General features: G+C 61.6%; 25 protein-coding genes. 16 read left to right on the top strand and 9 right to left on the bottom strand.

Annotated elements, in window-relative coordinates:
- Positions 1-48 precede the first annotated feature (48 nt).
- The 3 genes from AC3WJW_RS21440 (at position 49) to AC3WJW_RS21430 (ending at position 2,424) form a co-directional block, all read left to right on the top strand.
- Positions 49-933 (top strand): ChaN family lipoprotein, encoded by an 885-nt coding sequence (locus AC3WJW_RS21440; RefSeq protein WP_493727287.1) that lies wholly within the window; start codon positions 49-51, stop codon positions 931-933.
- Positions 934-1,307: 374 nt separating this feature from the next.
- On the top strand, positions 1,308-1,913 hold the full coding sequence (locus tag AC3WJW_RS21435; RefSeq protein ID WP_429389471.1) for an SCO family protein: 606 nt from the start codon (positions 1,308-1,310) through the stop codon (positions 1,911-1,913).
- A 1-nt stretch (position 1,914) separates the two neighbouring features.
- Complete coding sequence (locus tag AC3WJW_RS21430; protein WP_493727286.1) at positions 1,915-2,424, top strand: copper chaperone PCu(A)C; 510 nt, start codon at positions 1,915-1,917, stop codon at positions 2,422-2,424.
- 262 nt (positions 2,425-2,686) lie between these two features.
- Here AC3WJW_RS21430 and AC3WJW_RS21425 read toward each other — a convergent pair whose 3' ends face one another.
- Both AC3WJW_RS21425 and AC3WJW_RS21420 read right to left on the bottom strand, forming a co-directional pair.
- Complete coding sequence (locus AC3WJW_RS21425) at positions 2,687-3,103, bottom strand: organic hydroperoxide resistance protein (RefSeq protein WP_095968188.1); 417 nt, start codon at positions 3,101-3,103, stop codon at positions 2,687-2,689.
- A gap of 123 nt (positions 3,104-3,226) precedes the next feature.
- Positions 3,227-3,556: a hypothetical protein gene (locus AC3WJW_RS21420; RefSeq protein ID WP_493727285.1), complete on the bottom strand. Its 330-nt coding sequence runs from the start codon at positions 3,554-3,556 to the stop codon at positions 3,227-3,229.
- 183 nt (positions 3,557-3,739) lie between these two features.
- On the opposite strand from AC3WJW_RS21420, the gene potE reads away from it, so the two are divergent.
- The 7 genes from potE (at position 3,740) to AC3WJW_RS21385 (ending at position 12,426) form a co-directional block, all read left to right on the top strand.
- A complete protein-coding gene (gene potE, locus AC3WJW_RS21415) occupies positions 3,740-5,149 on the top strand; it encodes a putrescine-ornithine antiporter (protein ID WP_493727284.1) in 1,410 nt (469 codons plus the stop codon).
- The gene (locus tag AC3WJW_RS21410; RefSeq protein ID WP_493727283.1) at positions 5,146-7,431 is read left to right on the top strand and encodes an Orn/Lys/Arg family decarboxylase; all 2,286 of its coding nucleotides are present in this window, start codon (positions 5,146-5,148) and stop codon (positions 7,429-7,431) included. The genes potE and AC3WJW_RS21410 overlap by 4 nt, the downstream gene beginning before the upstream one ends.
- 183 nt (positions 7,432-7,614) lie before the next feature.
- On the top strand, positions 7,615-8,016 hold the full coding sequence (locus AC3WJW_RS21405) for a hypothetical protein (protein ID WP_015094584.1): 402 nt from the start codon (positions 7,615-7,617) through the stop codon (positions 8,014-8,016).
- Positions 8,016-8,555 carry an HD domain-containing protein gene (locus AC3WJW_RS21400; protein WP_428607769.1) on the top strand — a complete coding sequence of 180 codons (540 nt, stop codon included), beginning with the start codon at positions 8,016-8,018 and terminating at the stop codon, positions 8,553-8,555. The genes AC3WJW_RS21405 and AC3WJW_RS21400 overlap by 1 nt, the downstream gene beginning before the upstream one ends.
- Before the next feature lie 194 nt (positions 8,556-8,749).
- Positions 8,750-10,363, top strand: coding sequence for an arylsulfatase (locus AC3WJW_RS21395; protein WP_493727282.1), 1,614 nt, complete (start codon positions 8,750-8,752; stop codon positions 10,361-10,363).
- A 69-nt stretch (positions 10,364-10,432) separates the two neighbouring features.
- Entirely contained in the window at positions 10,433-11,701 is a 1,269-nt protein-coding gene (locus AC3WJW_RS21390; RefSeq protein WP_493727281.1) for an OmpP1/FadL family transporter, read from the top strand.
- 50 nt (positions 11,702-11,751) lie between these two features.
- Complete coding sequence (locus AC3WJW_RS21385) at positions 11,752-12,426, top strand: DUF3313 domain-containing protein (RefSeq protein WP_493727280.1); 675 nt, start codon at positions 11,752-11,754, stop codon at positions 12,424-12,426.
- Between the two features lie 147 nt (positions 12,427-12,573).
- Here the strand turns inward: AC3WJW_RS21385 and ligD are convergent, their stop codons facing one another.
- Both ligD and AC3WJW_RS21375 read right to left on the bottom strand, forming a co-directional pair.
- Positions 12,574-14,601: a DNA ligase D gene (gene ligD, locus AC3WJW_RS21380; protein WP_493727279.1), complete on the bottom strand. Its 2,028-nt coding sequence runs from the start codon at positions 14,599-14,601 to the stop codon at positions 12,574-12,576.
- A gap of 393 nt (positions 14,602-14,994) precedes the next feature.
- Positions 14,995-15,723, bottom strand: coding sequence for a tellurite resistance TerB family protein (locus AC3WJW_RS21375; RefSeq protein WP_493727278.1), 729 nt, complete (start codon positions 15,721-15,723; stop codon positions 14,995-14,997).
- Between the two features lie 257 nt (positions 15,724-15,980).
- On the opposite strand from AC3WJW_RS21375, the gene pcsA reads away from it, so the two are divergent.
- The gene (pcsA, locus tag AC3WJW_RS21370) at positions 15,981-16,703 is read left to right on the top strand and encodes a phosphatidylcholine synthase (protein WP_007978340.1); all 723 of its coding nucleotides are present in this window, start codon (positions 15,981-15,983) and stop codon (positions 16,701-16,703) included.
- A 2-nt stretch (positions 16,704-16,705) separates the two neighbouring features.
- Positions 16,706-17,092, top strand: coding sequence for a DUF488 domain-containing protein (locus AC3WJW_RS21365; protein ID WP_493727277.1), 387 nt, complete (start codon positions 16,706-16,708; stop codon positions 17,090-17,092).
- A gap of 122 nt (positions 17,093-17,214) precedes the next feature.
- Here the strand turns inward: AC3WJW_RS21365 and AC3WJW_RS21360 are convergent, their stop codons facing one another.
- Together AC3WJW_RS21360 and AC3WJW_RS21355 are read right to left on the bottom strand one after the other, a co-directional pair.
- Positions 17,215-18,027, bottom strand: a complete 813-nt coding sequence (locus AC3WJW_RS21360) for a class I SAM-dependent methyltransferase (RefSeq protein WP_493727276.1) — start codon at positions 18,025-18,027, stop codon at positions 17,215-17,217.
- 44 nt (positions 18,028-18,071) lie between these two features.
- The gene (locus tag AC3WJW_RS21355; RefSeq protein WP_429397753.1) at positions 18,072-18,341 is read right to left on the bottom strand and encodes a DUF4242 domain-containing protein; all 270 of its coding nucleotides are present in this window, start codon (positions 18,339-18,341) and stop codon (positions 18,072-18,074) included.
- 177 nt (positions 18,342-18,518) lie between these two features.
- Between AC3WJW_RS21355 and AC3WJW_RS21350 the strand changes: the two genes are divergently transcribed.
- Together AC3WJW_RS21350 and AC3WJW_RS21345 are read left to right on the top strand one after the other, a co-directional pair.
- Complete coding sequence (locus AC3WJW_RS21350; RefSeq protein WP_493727275.1) at positions 18,519-19,496, top strand: AraC family transcriptional regulator; 978 nt, start codon at positions 18,519-18,521, stop codon at positions 19,494-19,496.
- 76 nt (positions 19,497-19,572) lie between these two features.
- Positions 19,573-20,034: a GNAT family N-acetyltransferase gene (locus AC3WJW_RS21345; protein WP_493727274.1), complete on the top strand. Its 462-nt coding sequence runs from the start codon at positions 19,573-19,575 to the stop codon at positions 20,032-20,034.
- A gap of 17 nt (positions 20,035-20,051) precedes the next feature.
- Here AC3WJW_RS21345 and AC3WJW_RS21340 read toward each other — a convergent pair whose 3' ends face one another.
- The 3 genes from AC3WJW_RS21340 to AC3WJW_RS21330 all read right to left on the bottom strand — a co-directional run bounded on the left by AC3WJW_RS21340 (position 20,052) and on the right by AC3WJW_RS21330 (position 21,981).
- Positions 20,052-21,269: a cytochrome c biogenesis protein DipZ gene (locus tag AC3WJW_RS21340; RefSeq protein ID WP_493727273.1), complete on the bottom strand. Its 1,218-nt coding sequence runs from the start codon at positions 21,267-21,269 to the stop codon at positions 20,052-20,054.
- Positions 21,270-21,414: 145 nt separating this feature from the next.
- Positions 21,415-21,669 (bottom strand): hypothetical protein, encoded by a 255-nt coding sequence (locus AC3WJW_RS21335; protein ID WP_095968207.1) that lies wholly within the window; start codon positions 21,667-21,669, stop codon positions 21,415-21,417.
- Between the two features lie 48 nt (positions 21,670-21,717).
- Positions 21,718-21,981, bottom strand: coding sequence for a DUF2790 domain-containing protein (locus AC3WJW_RS21330; protein ID WP_102701713.1), 264 nt, complete (start codon positions 21,979-21,981; stop codon positions 21,718-21,720).
- A gap of 306 nt (positions 21,982-22,287) precedes the next feature.
- Between AC3WJW_RS21330 and AC3WJW_RS21325 the strand changes: the two genes are divergently transcribed.
- Both AC3WJW_RS21325 and AC3WJW_RS21320 read left to right on the top strand, forming a co-directional pair.
- A complete protein-coding gene (locus AC3WJW_RS21325; RefSeq protein WP_102701714.1) occupies positions 22,288-23,028 on the top strand; it encodes a response regulator in 741 nt (246 codons plus the stop codon).
- Positions 23,025-24,335 (top strand): ATP-binding protein, encoded by a 1,311-nt coding sequence (locus tag AC3WJW_RS21320; RefSeq protein ID WP_493727272.1) that lies wholly within the window; start codon positions 23,025-23,027, stop codon positions 24,333-24,335. Before AC3WJW_RS21325 ends, AC3WJW_RS21320 begins: the two co-directional genes overlap by 4 nt.
- Positions 24,336-24,444: the final 109 nt, after the last annotated feature.

Here is a 24,444-nt window from a genome sequence, read left to right as displayed (position 1 = left end):
CCCCTCCTTCGTTGATCGAGGGGGCTTCTGTCTATTCAAGGAAAACCGATGCGCTTTCTGCTGCTGTGTGTGTTCAGCCTGTTGGCTGCCTGCCAAACCCATTCTGTAACGCCGCCCCCGGCGCCGATTGCCCCGCAAGGGCGCGATCACGCCGATCTCGGGGTCATCCGCGAACTCGCCAGCGGTCGCACGCTGACCCCGCAGGAACTGGTCGAACGCCTGGCCGTTGCGCCGCGGGTTCTGGTCGGTGAGCAGCACGACAACCCGGACCACCACGCCCTGCAATTGTGGTTGTTGCGCGAGCTGGCGGCACAGCGTGCCCAGGGCAGCCTGCTGATGGAGATGCTCAATCCCGATCAACAGGCCAAAGTCGATGCCGCGCAAGCCGCGACCCGCGCTGGCCAGCCGCCGGCCGATGCGTTCAAGGCGCTGGCCTGGCAGGCCAATTGGGACTGGAGCGTCTACGGTGCCCTCGTCACCTACGCGCTGCGCCAACCCTATCCGCTGCTGGCGGCGAATCTGGACCGTGCGCAGATCATGCAGATCTACCGACAGCGCCCTGAGTTGAAGGGCGAAGCGTCCACCACTCGACAGGTGCAAGCGACCTTGCTGGACGACATCCGCCAATCCCATTGCGGCCTGCTGCCCGAATCACAAATGCCGGCCATGCTCGCCGTGCAGCAACAACGCGACCGGCGCATGGCCGAGCGCCTGATGGCCGCGCCGACGCCGGCGTTGCTGCTGGCCGGGGCCTTTCATGTGCGCAAGGATCTGGGGGTGCCGCTGCACTTGAAAGACCTCGGTGCCGGTGCAGGCAACGCCGTGCTGATCCTCGCCGAAGCGGGCAAGACCGTGACCGCCGAGAGCGCGGATTACGTGTGGTACACGGCTGCACAGCCGGAACAGGATCATTGCGCGAAGTTGCGTCGATAATTGTGGCGAGGGAGCTTGTCGGATCGCCGCACCATCCCTCTGGGTTGCGAAGCGACCCAAAAAAAGGTTGTTCACGCAATTGCGGGGAACACCGATACCTGTAGGAGCTGCCGAAGGCTGCGATCTTTTGATCTTGCTTTTGCGATCTGGAGATTGCTGAAGATTAAAAGATCGCAGCCTTCGGCAGCTCCTACAGATATATTGCCCTCTGCCGAACATGCTACGGCGCGACACTATGTCACGCCTCTGCGCCGGTCCAATGGTCGTATCCACCCCGCCGCTACCGGCACAGTTTGTTAAGATCCCCGCGATTTTTTCGTCTGTACAGTCACCACGCTGTCAGTTTCAGCCTGTTCAACAGGATGCTTTTTTCCATGAGTACTTTGTATACCCGCCGAACTGTCCTGCAAGGCATGGGCCTGTTGAGCCTGGGCCTGCTCGCCGGTTGCGACGACAGCAGCAAGCTGTCGTTCAAGTACGGCAAAGACCTCAGCGACAAGATCATGGGGCGTAACTTCAAGCTCACGAACACCGAGGGCGAAACCAGGATGCTGGGCAGCTATCGCGGCCTGATGCCATTGGTGTTCTTCGGTTTCACCCAGTGCCCGGCCGTGTGCCCCACCACGCTGGCCCGTGCCGCCCAGGCCAAAAAGCTGATGGGCCGCGATGGCGAAAGGCTGCAGGTGATCTTCATCACCCTGGACCCTGAGCGCGACACGCCAGAGCTGCTCGACAAGTACGTCAAGGCCTTCGACCCGAGTTTCGAAGCGCTGTACGGCACCCTGGAAGAAACCGCTGCCACCGCCAAGGAATTCGGCGTGTTCTTTGAAAAAGTCCCGAGCGGCGATACCTATACCCTCTCCCATACCGCGACCAGTTATGTCTTCGACTCCCGGGGCAATCTGCGCCTGGGGCTGTCCGCGTCCCTGACGGCCAAAGAGTGCGCAGAGGACCTGCTCACCGTAATGGAGGTTTGCTGATATGAACGCCCCGCAGGCTAACAACCGTTTCGCACAACGCTGCAAGCAACTGGCACTGGGCTTGTCCCTGGTCGGCCTGGCCTTCCAGGTGTCGGCACAAACCCGGGTCGACGACGCCTGGGTCCGCGCCACCGTAGCCGGCCAACCATCGAGCGGCGCCTTCATGACCGTCACCGCGAGCAGCGACAGCAAGCTGTTGAGCGTGCAAACGCCGGTGGCAGCTCTGGTGCAGATTCATGCAATGAGCATGAAGGACGACGTGATGAAAATGCAGCAGGTGGACGCCGTGGCACTGCCGGCCGGTAAAGCGGTGAGCCTGGACCCCAATGGCTACCACATCATGCTCATGAACCTGACGGGCCAGATCAAGGAAGGCGACAAGGTGCCGCTGACCCTGATCGTCGAAGACGCCAAGGGCGAGAAAGAGTCGATCCAGGTTGAGGCCGTTGCCAAGGCGATTGGCACCATGGATCACGGCAACATGGCGCATGATCACAGCAAGATGAATTGATTTTCCGGTAGCGCCGCAACGTCAAAAAGATCGCACATTGCGGGTCAGGTAAAACACAGTACCTGTGGGAGCGAGCTTGCTCGCGATTTACGGCGGGTCAGTCAACATTGATGTTGAATGGTACGCCGCCATCGCGAGCAAGCTCGCTCCCACAGGAGTTGCCAAAAAAACATCCCGTGGAAATCCACCGTCACCGACAATTTCAATGCCCTCGGCTCACCCTGGGTCAGGTCATTGTTGGCGCCGAGCTTTTCACGTCAACTCAAACGAGCTTGAGCACAACGTTGATGTTGTTGCGCGTGGCTTTCGAATACGGGCAGTACTGGTGCCCGGTGTCGACGATTTTCTGGGCGGTTTCACGGTCCAGCCCCGGCAGGCTGACATTCAGCCGCGCCTGGAGCAGGTAGCCGCCTTCATTAGTGCCCAGGTCGACTTCCGCATCGACAGCCACATCCTTGGGCAACGCCACTTTCATTTCCCTGGCTGCCACTTGCATGGCGCCGATAAAGCAGGCTGACCACCCGGCAGCGAACAATTGCTCGGGGTTGGTACCGCCACCGCCCGCACCTGGCGACGAAAGCTTCACATCGAGGATTCCGTCGGAGCTGCGGGAGGCGCCGTCGCGCCCGCCGGTGGTGTGGGTCTGGGCGGTGTACAACACTTTATCGATCTGGTTCATGCTGACCTCCTGATTGAGTTGTAGGAAACCGGTTTTAACACCCATCCAGTCGCCGGGATGGTCAATCAATATAGACGTCACCGGCCCGCGCCGCGGTCGATCCGACCAGCGCCCGCTTCTTCCTTATTTACGCGCCAACTTGTACCTGACGCAGTCCTCATAAAAGCTTTGCCGTACGGCAGTCGGTTTCAATCGCGACGAACTGTCATAAGTTTGCTCTGTAATACCAAGTGCCATCATGCGCATCCATGTTTTGGCGAACTTGTAGGCCTGGATTTTCTGGCGCGCGGCGTATAGAGAAACTCCTGAAAGCTTGAGCTCCTGTGCCCTTGCAGCAGTGCCCGCGCCCCAACTGCACATGTATTGATCCTGGGTGGCCAGTTCTTTGGCTTGCGTTGAGTTGCTGATACCCGCAACAACTAGCGGAATTAACGCGATCCATACCTTGCGCATCTTGACCTATCTAACTAGTTGAAAATGAACTAATTTTGCGGGGGATTTTTTAACTTGGGGGCCAGCATCGTGCCTTTTTTGCAAATGAGTGCAAAAAACGAGATGGCTGAGGCCATTTCTTGCGAGTTTTCAATCCTTTGCTATAGCTAAGACTCTCAATCGCCAACTAAGTGAGGCAACGGAATGTCAGTCGCAAAAAAAATGAGTGTAGGGCAACTGACAATGTTGACCGCAGTCAACATGTTGGGCTCAGGCATTGTGCTACTACCGACGAAACTAGCGGAAGTCGGTGCAATTTCGATTCTTTCCTGGCTGGTGACGGCCACCGGCTCTCTGGCTCTGGCCTACGCCTTTGCGCGATGCGGGATGCTCAGCCGCAAGACCGGCGGCATGGGCGGCTATGCCGAATACACGTTCGGTAAAGCCGGTAACTACATCACCAACTACACCTACGGCCTCTCACTGTTGATTGCCAACGTGGCGATCAGTATTACCGCGGTTGGCTATATACAGACGCTGTTCGGAATAAAACTTGATTCACTGCAAGTCGGTCTCGCGACCATTGCCTTGTTGTGGATTACCACCTTCGCCAACTTTGGCGGCGCGAGCATTACCGGCCGGATCGGCGCGATCACCGTCTGGGGTGTGATTGCACCGGTGGTGCTGGTGTCCACGGTGGGTTGGTTCTATTTCGACAGCAGCGTCTACGCCGCTGGCTGGAACCCACATGACAAGGGCTGGTTCGAAGCGGCGGGCGCCTCGGTGGCGATCACCCTGTGGGCCTTCCTTGGCCTGGAATCGGCTTGCGCCAACACCGACGCGGTGGAAAACCCTGAGCGCAACGTACCGATTGCGGTGCTGGGCGGCACCCTGGGTGCGGCGGTGATCTACATCGTCTCCACCAACGTCATCTTCGGTATCGTCGGCAACGAAGAACTGGTCGCGTCCACCGCGCCGTTCGGCCTGGTGTTCGCCAAGATGTTCACCCCGATGGTCGGGGACATCGTGATGGCGGCCATGGTGCTCGCCTGCATCGGTTCGTTGCTGGGTTGGCAGTTCACGATTGCACAGGTGTACAAAAGCTCGGCCGACACCGGTTACTTCCTGTCGATCTTCGCCAAGGCCAACAAGGCAGGTACGCCGATTGTCGGCATGCTGGTGCTGCTCGCCGCACAGACCGCACTGGCCCTGCTCACCATCAGTCCCGACCTGAGCAAGCAGTTCGACACCCTGGTCAACCTCGCGGTGGTGACCAACCTGGTGCCGTACATCCTGTCCATGGCCGCGCTGATGACCATGCAGAAAGTCTCCAACGTGCCGGAAGGCAAGGCACTGGCCACCAACGTCATTGCGCTGATCGCGGCGGCCTACAGCTACCTGGCGTTGTACAGTTCCGGTGAGCAGGCCCTGATGCTCGGTGGCGTCGCCACGATCTTCGGCTACACCCTGTTCGGCTTCGTCAACAACCGCCTGATCCGCCTCGAAGCACTCAACAACAGCGTACCGACGCAAACCGTCAGCGCGCAGCACCTCACTGCCGAGCCAGTGCCGGTGAACAATCTGAATAAAGCCACTCTGGAGGTTCAATCATGACGGACTATAAACACTCGCTGGGCATGCTGGCGCTACTGGTCAGCAGTCCACCGGACAAACGAACGGTGTTTGGCCGCGCCCTGGATCATCTGGTCCACGATGTAGAGGGACGTGGCGTCAGTGTTCTGGCCTCGGAAAGCCTCTCGGATGCCGCATCGATCCTGCGTTCGGACCCTGCCGTTCAGTGCGTGCTCATCCGCTGGGAAATGGACACTAGCGAAGGCCACGCCGACTGCATCAAGCTGCTGGTCAAACTGCGCGAGCGCAACACCCGCGTGCCGGTGTTCCTGATCAGCGACCGTACCACTGCGTCGAGCATTCCGTTGCTGGTCATGCAACACGCCGACGACTTCATCTGGCTGCCCGAAGACACCACCGGCTTCCTCAGCGGGCGCATCCTGGCCGCCATCGAACGCTATCGTCAGGCGGCCCTGCCACCGATGTTCGGCGCGCTGGTGAAGTTTGCCCGCACCTATGAATACTCCTGGCACACCCCGGGTCATGCCGGCGGCACCGCATTTCTCAAGAGCACTGCCGGGCGTGCCTTCTACGAGTTCTTCGGTGAAAACCTGCTGCGTTCCGACCTGTCGATCTCGGTCGGCGAACTGGGCTCCCTGCTCGATCACAGCGGCCCCATCGGCCAGGGCGAACGTTATGCCGCCAAGGTCTTCGGTGCGCACCGCACGTACTACGTGACCAACGGTTCGTCGATGTCCAACCGCGTCATTCTCATGGCCAGCGTCACGCGCAACCAGATCGCCCTGTGCGACCGCAATTGCCACAAGTCCGCCGAGCATGCGATGACCCTGTCCGGGGCCATTCCGACCTACCTGGTGCCGACCCGCAACCGCTACGGCATCATCGGCCCGATCCTGCCGCAGACCCTGAGCGCCGAAGGCGTGAAAGCCGCCATCGCCAGCAACCCGCTGGTCAAGAAAGGCATCGACCCGACGCCGGTGCACGCGATTGTCACCAACTCGACCTACGACGGCCTGACCTACAACGTCACCCGCGTCGAAGAGCTGCTGGGCGAAAGCGTCGACCGCCTGCACTTCGACGAAGCCTGGTACGGTTATGCGCGCTTCAACCCGCTGTACAGCGGACGCCATGCCATGCACGGCAACCCGGCCGACCACGACAAGTCCAAGCCGACCGTGTTCGCCACCCAATCGACCCACAAGCTGCTGGCCGCGCTGTCCCAGGCCTCGATGATCCACGTGCGCGACGGCCGTAACCCGATTGAACATGCACGCTTCAACGAGTCCTACATGATGCACGCCTCGACCTCGCCGAACTACGCGATCATGGCGTCCTGCGACGTCAGCTCGGCCATGATGGAAGCGCCGAGCGGACAGATCCTCACCAGCGAGTCGATCGAAGAAGCCATCAGCTTCCGCCAGGTTCTCTCGCGCATGCACAACGAGATGCTGAGCAAGGACGACTGGTTCTTCACCTGCTGGCAGCCGCCGACCGTACAGGTGGGCGCCGCGACCGTGCCGTTCCATGAGGTCGACCCGGTTACGCTGAAAACCGACCCGAACTGCTGGGTCCTGCACCCGAACGCGGTATGGCACGGTTTCGGTGACATCGAAGACGGCTACTGCATGCTCGACCCGATCAAGGTGTCGGTACTTGCCCCGGGCATGGGCGACGACGGCAACCTGCTCGCCTCCGGTATCCCGGCCTGTGTGATCACGGCGTATCTGGGCCGCCAGGGTATCGTGGTCGAGAAAACCACCGATTTCACCATCCTGTTCCTGTTCTCCATCGGTATCACCAAAGGCAAGTGGGGCACGCTGCTCAACGCCCTGCTCGACTTCAAGCGCGACTACGACGACAACGCCGAACTGGAGCTGTGCCTGCCCGACCTGTACAACGCCAACCAGCGACGCTATGCCGGCATGGGCCTCAAGGATCTGGCCGACGAAATCTTCGCCGCCATGAAGAAACACAAGACCACCGCCAACATGTCCCAGGCCTTCGGCACCTTGCCAAAAGCCGAATTCAGCCCGGTGGAGGCCTACGAGAAACTGGTGCGCAACGACATCGAACTGGTCACCCTCGAGCAAGCCGCCGGACGCCTTGCCGCCACCGGTATCGTGCCCTACCCGCCAGGCATCCCGTTGCTCATGCCAGGTGAGAACGCAGGCCCCGCGGACGGTCCGCTGCTGGCGTACCTCAAGGCACTGGAAGCCTTCGACAAATCCTTCCCCGGCTTCACCCATGACACCCACGGGATCGAGGTTGAGGATGGCGTTTATCGGATGCTGGTCTTGAAGTGAGGTAAGCGAGACTCACCGTAAAACCTGTGGGAGCGAGCCTGCTCGCGAAGACGGCCTGACAGTCACCCAAGATGGCGACTGACACTCCGCTTTCGCGAGCAGGCCCGCTCCCACATTGCTTTGCATACGCCCCAAAAAATCCCTATGGGCAAACTCAATCACCGCGCTCTATGATTGATCCCCATGACCACCACCGCTCCAATTCGCTCACCCTGCCCGCCCGGCGCCTGCGACTGCGGGCGTGACCCGCTGCTGGAAACACCAGGGGCGGACCTGCGCATTCTGTTTCTGACCCGCAACGAAGAAAAACGCCTGATCGAACGCCTGGAAAACCTGCAGAGCCTGAGCGATCTGGAGCACCTGCAACGGCGTATGCTCGAACAGTTGGGCATCCGTGTGGACATCGCCCCCGGCTTCAATGAGGTGCGCACCATGCGCGGCATCGGCATCCAGATCGGCGAACTGCCGGGGTTGTGCCGCAAGACCCGCGCCAACATCCCGGCCGCCATTCGCCGAGCCATGGAAAAGCGCCCGGAGATTGCCTACGAGCTGCTCAATGCCAACGACCTGTTGCGTGACGCCTGATGAAGCCCATTCTCGAGTTTCCCCTCACCGACGAGATCCTCACCTCGTTCGCCCTGGCCATCGGTGCCGACCTGCAGGGCTACCGCAACCACATTTACCGGGTGCTGAATTTCCATGCCGCCCTCAGCGGTACCGAAGGCTTGCCTCCGGATGCCGTACAGATCGCAGCGGCGTTTCACGACCTGGGTATCTGGACCGATGACACCCTTGACTACCTGCCGCCGTCCATTGCACTGGCCACTGAATATCTCGACAGCCGACAACGCCCGCAACTGAAAGATGAAGTCAGTGCGTTGATACTCGAGCACCACAAGCTGCGTCGGTATCGCGGCGCTTGTGCCGACAGCGTCGAACCCTTCCGCCGGGCCGATCTGGTGGATGTGTCCCTGGGCCTGGTCCGCTTCGGCCTGCCCCGAAGCTTCATCAAGACCGTGCAGTCGACCTTTCCCGATCACGGTTTTCACTCGATGCTGATGAAGCTTTCAGCCCGCCAACTGCTCCACTCGCCGCTACGACCGCTGCCCATGTTTCGCTGGTGAAACAGGCACCTGTTACCCGCGCGCTTTTGCGGACGGTCACTTCTGGGCAAATCGCCCTGAAACACCATCTTTCTGACTACTCATAACTGGATATTTCGCCATTCAAACCTACGCTCTTCGCGGGGGGGTTACGAATTTGAATGGCGTCTGGGGGCGCGTCTCTCTGTACTCACGAAGGTACGCAGGAGCTCGACATGAACCGGACAACCTTATCCTCGATGTTTGCGGTACCGCTGTTGCTGTCTGCAATGGCGATTCCCGGCCTGACCCTGGCCGCCGACAAAGCCCCCAACATCCTGGTGATCATGGGCGACGATATTGGCTGGTCGAATATCGGCGTCTACAACCAGGGCATGATGGCTGGCAGAACACCCAACCTCGACCAACTCGCCGCTGAAGGCATGCGCTTTACCGACTATTACGCCGAGGCCAGTTGCACGGCCGGGCGCGCCAACTTCATCACCGGCGAACTGCCGATTCGCACCGGCATGACCACCGTCGGCCAGGCTGGCTCGCCCGTGGGTATTCCCGCCGAAGCCGTCACCATCGCGACCGCACTCAAGGCCATGGGGTATGCCACCGGCCAGTTCGGCAAGAACCACCTGGGCGACCTGAACGAGTTCCTGCCCACCGTGCACGGCTTCGACGAATTCTTCGGCTACCTCTACCACCTCGACGCCATGGAAGACCCGGCGCACCCCAACTATCCGCAAGACCTGCTCGCCACCGTTGGCCCGCGCAACATGGTCCACAGCTGGGCCACCACCACCGATGACACGACCGTGATGCCGCGCTGGGGCAAGGTCGGCAAGCAGAAAATCGAAGATGCCGGCACGCTTTATCCGGAGCGGATGAAAACCGTCGACGACGAAATTCGCGACAAGGCCTTCTCGTTCATCGACAAGGCCAAGCAGGACAACAAACCGTTCTTCGTCTGGCTCAACCCGACCCGCATGCACATCGTCACGCACCTGTCCGACAAGTACGAAGCCATGCGCAATGCGCAAAATGGCTGGTCGGAACAGGAAGCCGGCATGGCGCAGCTCGATGACATCGTCGGCGAAGTCATGGCGAAGCTGAAGAAAGACGGCATGGACGACAACACCATCGTCATTTTCACCACCGACAATGGCGCGGAAAACTTCACCTGGCCGGACGGCGGCACCACCCCGTTCGCCATGGGCAAAGGCACGGTCATGGAAGGTGGCTTCCGGGTGCCGGCGATCATTCGCTGGCCGGGCAAGGTACCGGCCAACCAGGTCGCCAACGGCATCATGTCCGGCATGGACTGGTTCCCGACCCTGGTCGCAGCGGCGGGTAACCCGAACATCACGGCAGAGCTGCTCAAAGGCAAACAATTGGGCGACACCACCTACAAAGTTCACCTGGACGGCTATGATCAAACACCAATGATCACCGGAAAAGGTCCGTCGAACCGGCATGAAATCTTCTACTTTGGAGAGAGCACCCTGGGTGCGATCCGCATCGATGACTTCAAGTACCGCTTCATCGATCAGCCCGGGGGCTGGCTGGGTGCCAAGGTCACGCTGGACATGCCGATCCTGACTAACCTGCGCCTCGATCCGTTCGAACGTGCCGGATGGCCGGAGAATATGGCAGCCAATGGTTCGCTGGAGTATTTCGAGTGGTTCAAATTCCAGTTCTGGCGTTATGTGTTTGTGCAGCAACAAGTGGTCAAACTGGCCGAAACAGCCGTGGAGTTTCCGCCGATGCAGAAAGGCGCGAGCTTCAATCTTGAAGCGGTCAAGGCCAAGATCGAAGCGGCCCGGGCAGCCATGGCCAAGTAAACAGCCGAAACCATGGGTGGCCGGCACAGGCCACCCACGTTCGAAATGGACTTTTGATGAGGTAGTTACATGCGCACAAGCACACTGGCCCTACCCGCCTGTACGCTACTCGCCCTGTGCTGCCAGCCAGCCTGGGCCGGCGGCATCATGCTTTACGAAATCGGCACCGATAACGCCGGCCTGGCCAACGCCGGTGCCGCTGCCCGCGCCCAAGGCCCCTCGACCATCGCCAGCAACCCGGCGGGCATGAGCTACCTGCCAGGTACGCAAATCACCGCCGGCTTGCAGGTGCTGTACGGCGATTTGAGCTTCGACCGCGACGCCGGCACCAACACCCCGGGCAGCGGCAGTGGCAACGCCCTCGACCCCATTCCCGGCGGCAGCTTCTTCGTCAGCCATGAACTGGACGAGCACTGGAGCGTCGGTTTCGGCCAGTACGGCGACTTCGGGTTGGCGGTCAACTACGACAACGACTGGTCCGGTCGTTACTTCGCACAGAACTCCAGCCTGCTCGGCCTGTCGCTGGTACCGAGCGTGGCTTATCGCTTCAACGAGCAGTGGTCGGTCGGCCTCGGCGTCAAGGCCATGTACGGCATGTTGCAGGCGCAAACCGCCATCGACCGCTCCCCCTTCGGTTTCACCGACCGCGCCGACGGCCAGTACAAATACAAGGACGGCACCTGGGGCTATGGCGCCAACGTTGGGGTGATCTATGCCCCGCAAGCCGGCACGCGGATTGGCCTGACCTACACCAGCCAGGTCGACCTGGACTTCGAGGACCGCCTGGACGTGAAAGGCGATGGCCGACTGCTCGAGCGCGTCAACAACACCAAGACCGAACTCGACATGAAGGTGCCGCAAACCGTCACCCTGAGCCTGTTCCAGCAACTGGACCGGCAATGGGCCTTGCTGGCCTCGGTCAACTGGCAGGACTGGTCGGAATTCGGTGACATCGGCGTACAGGTCGACACCACCGCGGTCGGTGCGCAATCGACAACGGTCGACGCCGGCTTCAAGGACACCTGGCACCTGTCCCTGGGGGCGCAATACCAGGCCACCGAGCAATGGCTGTGGAACGTCGGTGTGGCGTACGACAGCAGTGCCGTGTCGGACGGCAACCGCAGCGTGATCGTGCCGATGAACGAATCCTGGCGCATTGCGACAGGAGCCACCTATGCTCTGAACAAGGACACCGATATCAACGTCAGTTGGGCCATGGTCTGGCTCGGCGACATGCCGGTTGACCAGACCAAGTCCGTATCCGGCAATCAAATTTCCGGTGAGTTCGACAATGCCTGGATTCAAGCCCTGAGCGGGAACATGACCTGGCGATTTTGATGTCTTGTAAACGAAAGAACGACGATTTTATCCAAGGAGTAGACACCACTATGAATCTGTCCCGAAAACTGCTGGTCGGCGCTGCGCTGGCAAGTCTGTTGCTAGGCGGCTGCACCTCGAAAGTGACTGAGAAGGAACAGTACTCAGGCTTCCTGTCCAACTACAACAACCTGCAGGAAGTCGAAACGCCGAGCGGTGGCACCGCGATGCGCTGGGTCAGCCCTTCGTGGAACCCGAACGCGTATGACACCGTGGTGTTCAACAAGCTGGAGCTGTATCCGGTGCCCAAACCCGATGAGCGGGTCAACCAGCAGACGCTGACCGACATTCAGAACTACATGACCAGCAAGGCCAAGGCCACGCTGGGTCAGCGGTACCGTGTAGTGTCGAACTCCTCAGCGGCTCCGGCGGGTTCCCGGCCCCTGATCATGCGCGCGGCGATTACCGGGGTGAACGCCGAGAACGAAGGCATGAAGTGGTATGAAGTGGTCCCCATCGCGGCCGTCGTCGGGGCCACCCAGGCAGCCACCGGTCACCGTGACCAGGACACCACCTTGTTCATCGAAGCCGAGTTCATCGACGCGAAGAGCAATCAGACCGTGGCCAAAGTGGTGCGCAAGGTGTTTGGCACTACCCTGGAAAATGAAAGCCAGAAGATTACCGCCAAGGACTTCAAGGCGGCGATCGACAAACTGGGTACCGACTTCCAGGCCTTCCTCAAGTAACACCCCACCCTTGTGGCGAGCGAGCTTGCTCGCGCCGGGCTGCGCAGCGGCCCCATGACTGTCGGCAACGACGTGTTGTGCGACTGCTGCGCAGTCGAGCGGGAGCAAGCTCCCTCGCCACATGAGGTCCCTTCCTGATCCTTCCGGTCACTTCTTCATCCCCACCCGCCGGCGCATTTCTGCAGTGATCGCCTGCCGGGTCTTGCGCATGTCCGCCCAGGGTTCATCGCCGACTTCAGCCAGTCGTTCAAGCGCGTTGTGCAGGTTCCACTGATTGCCGCCCTTGAGTTCGGCAACCTCTTGGCGAAAGATCGGCATCGACACCGGCAGGCCCTCACGGGTACGGACGGCGTAGGCACAGATGGTGGTCGCGCCCAGGCCATTGCGCAGGTAATCGATGAAGATCCGCCCGACCCGGTTCTTCGGTCCCGACACCGCCGAAAAACGCTCGGGCAACAGCCTGGCCATGTGGCTGACAATGGCATGGCTGAAGTCCTTGACCTCATCCCAACCGAGCTTGCGGGTCAGCGGTACCACCACATGGATGCCCTTGCCGCCGCTGGTTTTCAGAAACGCCTTGAGCCCCAGCTCATCCAGCACCGACAGCGTCAACTCAGTGGCCTCGACCATGCGTTTCCATGGCAGCGCCGGGTCCGGGTCAAGGTCGAGGACAAAACGGTCCGGCTTGTCGAAGTTGACCGACGTGGCGTTCCAGGTATGCAACTCCACGGTACTCATCTGCACCGAGCCAATCAGCGCCTCGGCATTGTTGATGAGCATCATCGGCTGACCCGTGAGCTGCTTGTCCAGCGTGGCGATGCCGGGGATCGCCAGGTGCTCGGCATTCTTCTGGAAAAACAGCTCGCCGGCGATACCATCCGGTGCACGCACCAGCGCCACCGGACGATCCTTGAGTTCGGGCAGGATCCACTCGGCGACACTCGCGTAGTACTGCGCCAATTGCAGCTTGGTGGTGCCACTGCCGGGGTCGATCACCCGGTCCGGGTGAGTGATGCGCACCTGACCCGCTTCCAGGCCGGTTTGCGAGGGTGCGGGGTCGGGCTTCTTTTGCCTGGCAGCAGGTTTTGCGGTGGCGGTTTTTTTCGCAGTGGAGGTTTTCACGGTTTTCGCGCGCTCCTCGGTGATGTCGTGTGCCGGTTTGTCATTGCGCAGGCCTTGGAACACGGCGTGGCGCACCGAGCCGTCCCGGGTCATTTCAGCGAAAGCCACTTGCGCCAGCAGCCTGGGTTTGAGCCAATGCACATCCCTGGCCTCGGCACCGCCGGGTGGATTGACCACCGACGGTTTTTTCACCTGCAACGGCTTGAGCTGCTCATGGAGGCTGCGCAGCGTCGCCTCGTTGAACCCGGTGCCGACTTTGCCGGCATAGCGCAACTCGCCACTGTCGCGATCATGCAGCCCCAGCAGCAGCGCGCCGAAAGCATGGCGCGAGCCTTTCGGCTCGGTGAATCCGACGATGACGAACTCCTGCCGATGCTGGCATTTGAGCTTGATCCAGTCGCTGCTGCGCCGGGAGACATAGGGCGACCCAAGACGCTTGCCGATCAAGCCCTCCATGCGCATCCGGCAGGCGCTGTCGAGCAAGGCATTCGGCTCCTCGCCAAACGACTCGGAGAAGCGCAGCAGCGGCTGGTCATTGGCCTTGAGCACAGTCGCCAGCGCGGCCCGGCGTTCTTCAACCGGCACTTCGCGCAAGTCCACGCCATTGAGGTACGGCAGGTCGAACAGGTAGTAGCGAATGCCGTCGCTGCGCTGCGCCTCGAAGGCGTTTTGCAGCGCCTGAAAGTCCGGCACACCCTGGTCGTCGGCCACCACCATTTCGCCATCGAGCCACGCCGATTCCAGGCCAAGCGCGACCAGCGCCTGGGCTTGTTCTGGCAGTTTGTGGGTCCAGTCGTGGCCATTGCGGGTGATCAGCCTGACGTCACCGTGGTCGATGCGGGCCATGATCCGGTAGCCGTCGAACTTGATTTCGTAGCTCCACGAGCCGTCCGGGACCCTGTCCACCAGCGTCGCCAATTGCGGCTTGAGCAGGTCCGGCAACCTGGCTTTGCGGGCGCCGGTCAGTGGCGATGGTTTTTCCTTGCTCGAGCGCTTGGCGGCTGGCTCGCCAGTCGCCGAAAAATCGCGCCTGTCATCGAGGTTGCGGGGCATGGCTCACCTGCTTCGCGCCAGGACGTCGGATGCAAACGTCTCTTAACCAAGCAGAGCCGGCGAGCGGCGCAATAATTCAATCGGCGTTGAAAAGGCCCGGACGGACGGGCTTGTGGCGCGGGGTGCGGCCGGTGTTTCAGCAGGTTGACCGCGTTATCGTTCTTCGCGAGCAGGCTCGCTCCCACAGGGATTTTCAGCGCTTGCAGAATCTGCGCTCGGCGCGGATCAACCTGTGGGAGCGAGCTTGCTCGCGATGGCGGTGGGTCAGGCGCCAAGGATGTTGACTGTGACGACCGCTTCGCGAGCAGGCTCGCTCCCACAGGGATTTTCAGCGCTTGCAGAATCTGCGTTCGGCGGGGATCAACCTGTGGGAGCGAGCCTGCTCGCGAAGCTTTAGGCAGTACCCTTGACCTGCTGCTCCAGACGCAATTGCAACTCCGGCTCGATCTGCAATGCCGCGGCCAGTTCATCCAGATAGTTGCGCTCGGCGTCCTGCTGGTCGTCCACCAGCATCACGCTGGCCAGGTACATCTCCGAGGCCATGCCGGGGTCGGTGGCCGACTGCGCCACTTCATTGGGGTCCAGCGGCTTGGCGACTTCATCGTCCAGCCATTGCTGCAATTGCGGATCGTCGGTGTGACGGCCGATTTCAGTGCTGATCATCTGCTTTTCGGATTCATCGATCCGGCCATCGGCCTTGGCCGCGGCAATCAATGCCCGCAGGATCGCATGGCTGTGTTCCTCGGCTTCCGGGCCGGCGAGCAAGTCCACGGTGCGTGGCGCTTCCTGCGGTGCCGACGCCTGGCTGCGTTGCCAGGCCTGGTACGCCTGGAACGCCATCATGCCGAGGGACGCCAGCGCCGCATAATTGGTGCCGCCACCGGAGCGGCTTTGGGGTGCGCCGCCCATCGGCGAACCGCCGCCCAGCAAACCACCGAGCAAACCGCCCAACCCTGCGCCACCGCCGCCCGCACCCGCACCGGCGCCACCGCCCAACAACCCGCCGAGCAATCCGCCCAGGTCGCCGAGCCCGCCCTGGGCCGACGCGCCACCGCCCCCTTGTTGCGCCATCGAGCCCTGGCCGGCGCGCAATAACTGTTCGAGCAGATCGCTGGTGTTCATGACGCTTGTCCTCTTGGGAAGGGTTCTATCCAGTCAGGCAACGATAGACCTCGCAGACGAATGTGCCAGCGCCGTTGGGCTGACGCGCCCGCGTCACTGCGGATTGTCCGGGGTATTTTTTTTCAGCGCGGCTAAGATTCATAGGTGGTGAACCTTATCCACGGAAACCCGGTCGATACCTGCAACCCGACCCGGTTGCCACCGCCCCCTCACGCGGGGCGTCAACTGGCTTGCTTCATTCACTGGAGAACGCCCCTGTGATTTCAACCCTGTACATCGCCAGACTCAAAGCATGGGGCGCCCATGGTTTTACGGCCACCGGCGTGGTCACCGCTTTCCTCGCCACGCTGTCCCTACTGGATAACCAGCCGACCCATTGCCTGCTGTGGCTGGGTGTCGCCCTGATCGTCGACGGACTGGACGGCGCACTGGCGCGCAAGGTCAATGTGCAGTCGGTGTTGCCGAGCTTCGATGGCTCGATCCTCGACCTGGTGATCGACTACCTGACGTATGTGTTTATCCCGGCGCTGTTCATCTATCGCTACATCCCGTTGCCGGACTACACCCTGCTGCTGAGCGTGTCGTTGATTCTGGTGTCGTCGCTGTTCTGCTTCTGCAACGTCAACATGAAGAGCAAGGACAACTACTTCCAGGGCTTCCCCGCCGCCTGGAACGTGGTTGCCCTGTGTCTGTACATCATTGCCCCGTCGCCGTGGATCACCTTCATGACCATCATTGGCCTGGCCCTGCTGACCGTGACCCGGATGAAATTCCTGCACCCGTTCCGCGTGCGCCGGTTCATGCCGATCAACATTGCGGTGACGGCCATCTGGTTGCTGTGCAGCTTGTCGCTGGTGCTCAACCATCCGGTGATCAACCCGATGGTGATGGGGCTGTGGCTGCTGATGTCGGCGTATTTCCTCGGTATCTGCTTCTGGCGCACGGCGCTGGAGTGGTTCGACGAATCGCGGCTCAAGTAGCCATGGCGGTCCATATCGTTCAATTGGGTTCGCCGCGTCGCCCCGACGAAGGCTTGCGCCTGGGCACGGTACGCCGCCCTCCCCGTGGCGTACCGAAAGCCGAATTCGCCAGCCGGGATTTTTATGATGTCTGGCAGCCCTTGCTGTCACCCAGCGCGGAACTGGTGGCCGAGGCCAAGTCTGCGCAGGATGCCAGGGCCTGGGAGGTGTTCCGGCGCAAGTTCAAGGCCGAGATGAACCAGCCCGCGGCCAGTCAGATGCTGGACCTGCTGGCCGCGCTGTCCCACCGGACGTCCCTGGCCGTGGGGTGCTATTGCGAGGATGAAGCGCATTGTCATCGGTCGGTGTTGCGCGAATTGCTGGAGGCGCGGGGGGCTGTAGTGATTTAGTTGCCATGGCCGCTCCACCTCTGTGCGTCTGGGTTTGACATCAAAAGATCGCAGCCTGCGGCAGCTCTTACAGGGGGACGGCATTCACAATGTAGGAGCTGCCGCAGGCTGCGATCTTTTGATCACCGCCGCGTGATCACCACCTCCAGGTATTCACTCGGCACCACCAGCGACTTGTCGCCCGCCCGGTTCATCCGGTTGATCAGCTCGGTGAGGTCCGCTTCCAGCGCCTTGGCGCCGTCCGCGGGCAGCGCGGCGAAGGCTTTGTGCACCGGTCCGTACCACTGGCGGAAGGTGTCGATGAAGTGCGCCGCCGAGCGATAGCGGAAATTGAACGTGCGACGCGTCACCTGCAACAGAAATTCCCGCTCGTCGAAATGCTCGTGCAGCCAGGCTTCGGTGCCCCAGCGCGAGGGCGGATTCGCTCCCGGCGGTGGCGGCAGGTGCTGGCCCAGGGTCTTGAACATCTGGCCGACGAAGCCTTCCGGCGTCCAGTTGGCCAGGCCGATCCGCCCGCCCGGGCGGCAGACTCGCGCCAGTTCCGCGGCGGCTTTGGACTGGTCCGGCGTGAACATCACACCGAAAGTGGAAAGCACGACATCGAAGCTGCCGTCGGCAAAGGGCAAGGCTTCGGCATCGGCGACCTGGAAGGCGACATTCAGGCGTTCTGCCCGGGCCCGCTCTTCGCCGCGTTCGAGCAAGGCGGCGACATAGTCGGTGGACGTCACCTGGCAGCCGCGGCGCGCAGCCGCGAGGGTCGCATTGCCGTTGCCGGCGGCGACGTCGAGTACGCGTTCATCGCACAACAGGTCGCAGGCTTCGGCCAGTTGCTCGCCGACGATTTGCAGGGTGGTGCCGATCACGGCGTAGTCGCCGCTGGCCCAGGAGGCCATTTGACGGTTTTTCAAGGCAGTCAGATCAATGGGTGTACTCATGGAGGCAGTCTCTGGGTTGAAACACGAATCGGGCCTGATCGCGGTTACTCCGCTGTCGTCGGGTCGATGATGTTCATGACCCGGGAAATGCGGTTGGCGGGAAAACCACTGATCCTGGCGTGCTCCTGGATCTGCGCCTCGTTCGGCGAGATGTACACGCAGTAGAGCTTGTCACCGGTGACATAGCTCTGCAGCCACTGCACCTCCGGCAATTCACGCAAAGCCTGGCAGGACTTCAGCGAAGCGGCTTTCAAATCCCTTTCCGACAGAGCTCCGGCGCCCTGGATCTCACGTTCAATGACGAACTTAGGCATGGCAACCTCTCTTTATTGTTCTGGATGGCAGGGCGCGTTCACCCTGTGATCAAACTATCGTCCTGACGGGCGCTGGCGTCCTGCCCGATCGTCGCCCAAGCCTGCCCGATCGTCCGGAGATTCCACACGGCGCACCGACGCGTTCACAATCAGGAATCCTGTCACGGGGAAATCCCTATGGACGCTCTGTCACAGACCCTGCGGGTGGTGCACCTGGTCGGCGCGATCTTCATCAACGCCCGGTTCACTGCGCCCTGGTGCTACCAGTCGCCCAGCGCCGACACGGCCGCGCCGTTCCTGGAGCCCGATGCGGAACGGGTGGTGATCTTTCACCTGATCACCGAGGGCGAGTGCTATGTCGAGCTGGGCGATGACCCGCCGCTGCTGCTGAGCGCCGGCGACGTGGTGATCTTCCCTCAGGGCGACGCCCATCGCATGTGCTCCCGACCCGGATTACCCCCGGCCACGGGTGCACGACTGGATGCGGTGCTGGCACGCCGGCCCCGCCAGCTGAGTTATGGCGGTGGTGGCGCGGTCACCCGCCTGGTGTGCGGCTACCTGGCGTGTGACACGCGCCTGGCGGGCATGTTGCTCAAGGGTTTGCCGCCCGTGGTGCGGGTCAACGTGCGCGGTTCGGATGCCGGTATCTGGCTGGAATCCTCCGTGCGCTACGCCCTCGCCGAAGCCCGCTCGCCCCGCCCCGGCGGCGAAGGGGTCCTGGCCAAACTCGCCGAAGTGCTGTTCATCGAAGTGCTGCGCCTGTACATGAACGAACAGGGCGAAGGTCGCACCGGCTGGCTGGCCGGAGTACGCGACCGCATCGTCGGCGCCGCCCTCAACGCCTTGCACAAAAAGCCCTGCCACGCCTGGACGCTGGACGAACTGGCGCGCACCGCCAGCACTTCAAGATCGGTGTTGGCCGAGCGCTTCCAGCAACTGGTGGGGGTGTCGCCGATGCAGTACCTGACGCAATGGCGGATGTTGCTCGCCGCCAACCTGTTGCGCAGCAGCAACAACTCATTGACGCGCATCGCCGAGGAAGTGGGTTACCAGACCGATACCGCCTTCAGCCGCGCCTTTCGGCGCGAGTTCGGTGCACCGCCGGCGGCGTGGCGGCGTGGTCAGGCGGCCTCGAATCACATGAGCGGTCGCTGAACCGGCAGGGGCGACAGCACCGCCCGGGCCCGCTACTCTCGCTACCCAGCGACTGAATTCGGAAAGGACTCATCACATGACACCCCGCCTGGACTGGCTTGCTCGACATATGCAGCACAGCAATACATTCGCTTCGTGGATCCACCGGCAGTTCCACTACGAATACGCCGGACAGCCCCTGCCCGACTGGCAACGGGAATTCGCCGAAGGCCAGGACAACGGCGACTGGAAGTGCCTGATCGCCCTCGACCACGACGACCTGTTGGGCGGTGCGGCACTGGCCAGGGCTGACCTGACCCATCGCCCGGATCTGGGGCCCTGGCTCGCGTGTGTGTTCATCACTCCCGAGGCACGCGGCAAGGGCCTGGCGGAGCGTTTGATCGAAGGGATTTGCGCGCAAGCCAAAGCCAACGGCGAGAAGAGGAACTACCTGCACACCCAGGACCAGAGCGCTTATTACGCCAGGCGTGGCTGGGTTGTGCAGGAGCGCTTTCAGGCATGGGAAAAAGATCAATGGCTCATGGCGCGAGACCTGTGAGCCATTGATCGAATGGTTCAAGCCGCTGGCGCGCTGGCCTTGGCCTCCTCCAGCAACTGCTGGATCACTTTCTCCTGCGTGTCGTAGCTGCCTTCACCGAAGTGGGTGTAACGCACCTGCCCCTTGGCATCGATGATGTAGTGCGCCGGCCAGTACTGGTTGTCGAAGTTGCGCCAGATCGCGTAGTTGTTGTCGATCGCCACCGGGTAGGTGATGCCGTATTCCTTCACCTTGTCCCTGACGTTGTCGATGATGCGTTCAAAGCCGTATTCAGGCGTGTGCACACCGATCACCACCAGTCCGTCCTTTTCATATTTCTTCGCCCAGTCCTTCACGTACGGCAGGGTGTGCTTGCAGTTGATGCAGTCGAAGGTCCAGAAGTCCACCAGCACCACCTTGCCTTTCAGGGCTTCGTTGGTCAGCGCCGGTGAGTTGATCCAGTCGACCGCGCCGGACAACGACGGCATCGCGCCCTGGGCGTTGCCCATAGTGCTGTCGGCCTTGACCTTGCTGACCAGGTAATCGACGACTTTCGGCACGGTCTCCAGCACGTTCTTCTCGACACGGCTGACACCTTGCGATGAGGTGTTGGCCAGCAACAGGTCATTGGCCCCCGTTGCGATCACTGCCGCACCGGCCAACACCGCAACCCCCGCGCCCCGGCGCAGCCAGCCAGTGACCGGAATCGACGGTTTCAAGCGATTGACCAGGCCACGGCCGGCAAAGATCAAGACGCCCAGGGACAGCGCACTGCCCGCGCCATAGGCCACCAACAACAGGCTGGTACCGGCGTTCGCGCCCTGCAGCATGGCGCTGGTGAGAATCACCCCGAGGATCGGCCCGGCGCAGGGTGCCCAGAGCAGCCCGGTGGCGACACCGATCATGATCGACGCCAGCGGCCCGGACATCTTGCGCGAGTCCGGGTCGATGCGATTGCCCAGCAGCACGAAGGGGCGCGCCAGCCAGTCACCGACCCGGGCGGAAATCAGCGACAGGGCGAACAGCACCATGACGAACAAGGCAACATGGCGGCCGGTGTTGCTGGCCTGTATCACCCACTCGGTGCTGACCACGGCCAGGCTGGAGACCAGGGCGAAGGTCAGGACCATGCCACCGAGGGTCAGCAGGATCGAGGCGCGTGTGCGGTCGGCCCCGGCGAACAGGAATGGCACGACCGGCAGGATGCACGGGCTGAGGACGGTCAATATGCCGCCCAGGAAAGCGATGAGTAACATGGGATCACCTGATGCAGGTTAGAGGGCGACACAAGGCCAGTGTGGGAGCGAGCCTGCTCGCGATGGCGTCCGGTCAGGCGACACATCATTGACCGGACAATCGCTTTCGCGAGCAGGCTCACTCCCACAGTGGATTGGGGTGTTTTCAAGCTGTCTGTTCATCCAGCAACTGCCCCTGAGGCGTGCGGCTGGCACCGTTCTCGGCGAGCATCTGCCCTTGCGGCGTACGGCTGGAACCGTCTTGCGCAAGGAAGCCCTGGGTGCCCTTCTCTGCCACGGGTGTCAGCTGGAAGCAGGTGTTGCTGCCGCAGGCGCTTTGCTCGACAGAGGCGTTGGCATGGGCCGCCGCACCGGCGACGGAAAAGGCGATGGCGGTAAGAAAGCGGGATACGTTGTTCATGATGTCCTTCCTGATTCAATGGGATTAAGCGGTCGTTGATCGCGGCACTCAGTTTTCCGAGTTGCAGTGGTCGGCGAATTTGCTGTAATCCAGCACCTGGGTTTTCGACTGGGAGTCGAGGTACGTCAGCCGTGCATTGACCACGCCGCAGGAAGGCGTAGCGTCCTCGGTCAGCGAAACCACTTTGCTGATGTCAAGATGGGTGCCGTAGGTGTAGGTTTTAGGCGCAACATCGGCTTCGGCGCGGGCCGACAGGGTGCAGATGTTCAGGGCGGCAAACAGGCAAGCGGCGTAGACGGCTTTGGTGTTCATGGCGAGTTCCTCAAGGTTTCAACAGGTCGTTGGTTCGTTGGGCCGAGGCGGTCTGGTTTGCCTCGATGGAACCTATTAAAAGCCTGCGAGGTATCTCGTCTGTGTCGGGAATCGGCGTGAATCAATCGGTACGTATCAGAACCGGGCGCAGATACAAAGCAATACAAAACCCCTGAAAATCGGCTTTTTTGCCTTCGTGTGTATCCGCAGGCAGGCCGGATACACTGCAATACAAAGGGCGGCAGGCGACCCCGCCCGGGCTCGATAGACTGTGTGGCAATCCCCATTCATCAGAGGTTTGGCCCAATGGATCACGTTGATCACATCCTCATCGTTGACGATGACCGCGAAATCCGCGAGCTGGTAGGCAACTACCTGAAGAAGAACGGCCTGCGCACCACCGTCGTGGCGGATGGGCGGCAGATGCGCGCGTTTCTGGAAACCACCCCGGTGGACCTGATCGTGCTGGACATCATGATGCCGGGGGACGATGGCCTGCTGCTCTGCCGCGAATTGCGCGCCGGCAAACACAAGACCACGCCGGTGCTGATGCTCACCGCGCGCAACGATGAAACCGACCGCATCCTCGGCCTGGAAATGGGCGCCGACGACTACCTGGTCAAACCCTTCGCTGCCCGTGAACTGCTGGCGCGGATCAACGCGGTGCTGCGACGCACCCGCATGCTGCCGCCGAACCTGGTGGTGACCGAAGCCAGCCGTCTGCTGGCCTTCGGCCGTTGGCGCCTGGACACCTCGGCCCGACACCTGCTCGATCAGGACGGCACCATGGTGGCCCTGAGCGGTGCCGAATATCGATTGCTGCGGGTGTTTCTCGACCATCCGCAACGGGTGCTCAACCGCGATCAATTGCTCAACCTGACCCAGGGCCGCGACGCCGACCTGTTCGACCGTTCCATCGACCTGCTGGTCAGTCGCCTGCGCCAGCGCCTGCTCGACGACGCCCGCGAACCGGCCTACATCAAGACCGTGCGCAGCGAAGGCTATGTGTTTTCCCTGCCGGTGGAAATCCTGGGCGATCAATCATGACGCGGGCGCTGCATTGGCCGCGGACCCTGGCCTCGCGGCTGTCGCTGATATTCCTGATCGGCCTGATCCTCGCCCAGGCATTGTCCTTCGGTGCGCAGTACTACGAACGCTACGAATCCTCGAAAAACACCATGCTGGGCAACCTGGAAACCGATGTTTCCACCTCCATTGCCATCCTCGACCGCTTGCCCGCCGATGAACGAGCCGCCTGGCTCAAACAACTGGAGCGGCGCAATTACAGTTACCTGCTCAACGAGGGTTCGCCGGGCACGCCCATCCGCACCGACATGCCCGATGCGCCCATTGCCATCGCCTCGATCAAGGACGCCATCGGCCACGATTACCCGATGACCTTTATCGACATCCCCGGGCCGAAAAAACACTTTCAAGTGCACCTGAACCTGGCGGATGGCAGCCCGTTGACCATCGACGTCCGCCCGGCGATGGTGCCGCTGTCGCCCTGGCTGCCCATCGTGTTGCTCGGGCAACTGGCGCTGATGCTCGCCTGTTCCTGGCTGGCGGTCAGAATCGCCATCCGCCCCCTCACCCGCCTCGCCGACGCCGTCGAAACCCTGGACCCCAACGCCCACCCCGTGCTCCTGGACGAAAAAGGCCCGACCGAAGTCGCCCACGCCGCCAAGGCCTTCAACGCGATGCAGGCACGCATCGCGGCGTACCTGAAGGAACGCATGCAATTGCTCGCGGCGATCTCCCACGACCTGCAAACCCCGATCACGCGCATGAAACTGCGCGCCGAGTTCATGGACGACTCCAGCGAAAAAGACAAACTGTGGAACGACCTGGGCGAGATGGAACACCTGGTACGCGAAGGCGTCGCCTACGCCCGCAGCATCCACGGCGCCACCGAAGAAAGCCGCCGCACCGACCTCGACTCGTTCCTCGACAGCCTGGTGTTCGACTACCAAGACATGGGCAAGGACGTTCAGCTCACAGGCAAGAGCACCACCGTCATCGACACCCGCCCCCACGCCCTGCGCCGGGTGCTGGTCAACCTGACGGACAACGCATTGAAATTTGCCGGAGCTGCCGAGATGCGCGTGGAAAAACAGGCCGACGGCAAGCTGTCGATCAAGATCCTCGACCGTGGTCCGGGGATCGCCGAGGAAGAACTGAAGCACGTGATGGAACCCTTCTACCGCGTGGAAAACTCCCGCAACCGCAGCACCGGCGGCACCGGGTTGGGGTTGGCGATTGCCCAGCAACTGGCGATCGCCATTGGAGGGTCGTTGACCTTGAGCAATCGTGAAGGGGGTGGGTTGTGTGCGGAGTTGAGATTGCCGGGGTAGAGGGATTGGCTTGGGGGTGAGGATGTTGGACCAGCCCTAGAAAATGGTCGGCTGGAAGGCCGCCTTCGCGGGCAAGCCCGCTCCCACAGGACCTGGTACTGATGGGAGA

This window comes from Pseudomonas sp. GW821-FHT07G06 (genome assembly GCF_058986625.1).
Note: the sequence above shows the minus strand (reverse complement) of the source record. Positions and strands in the feature narration are given on the sequence as shown.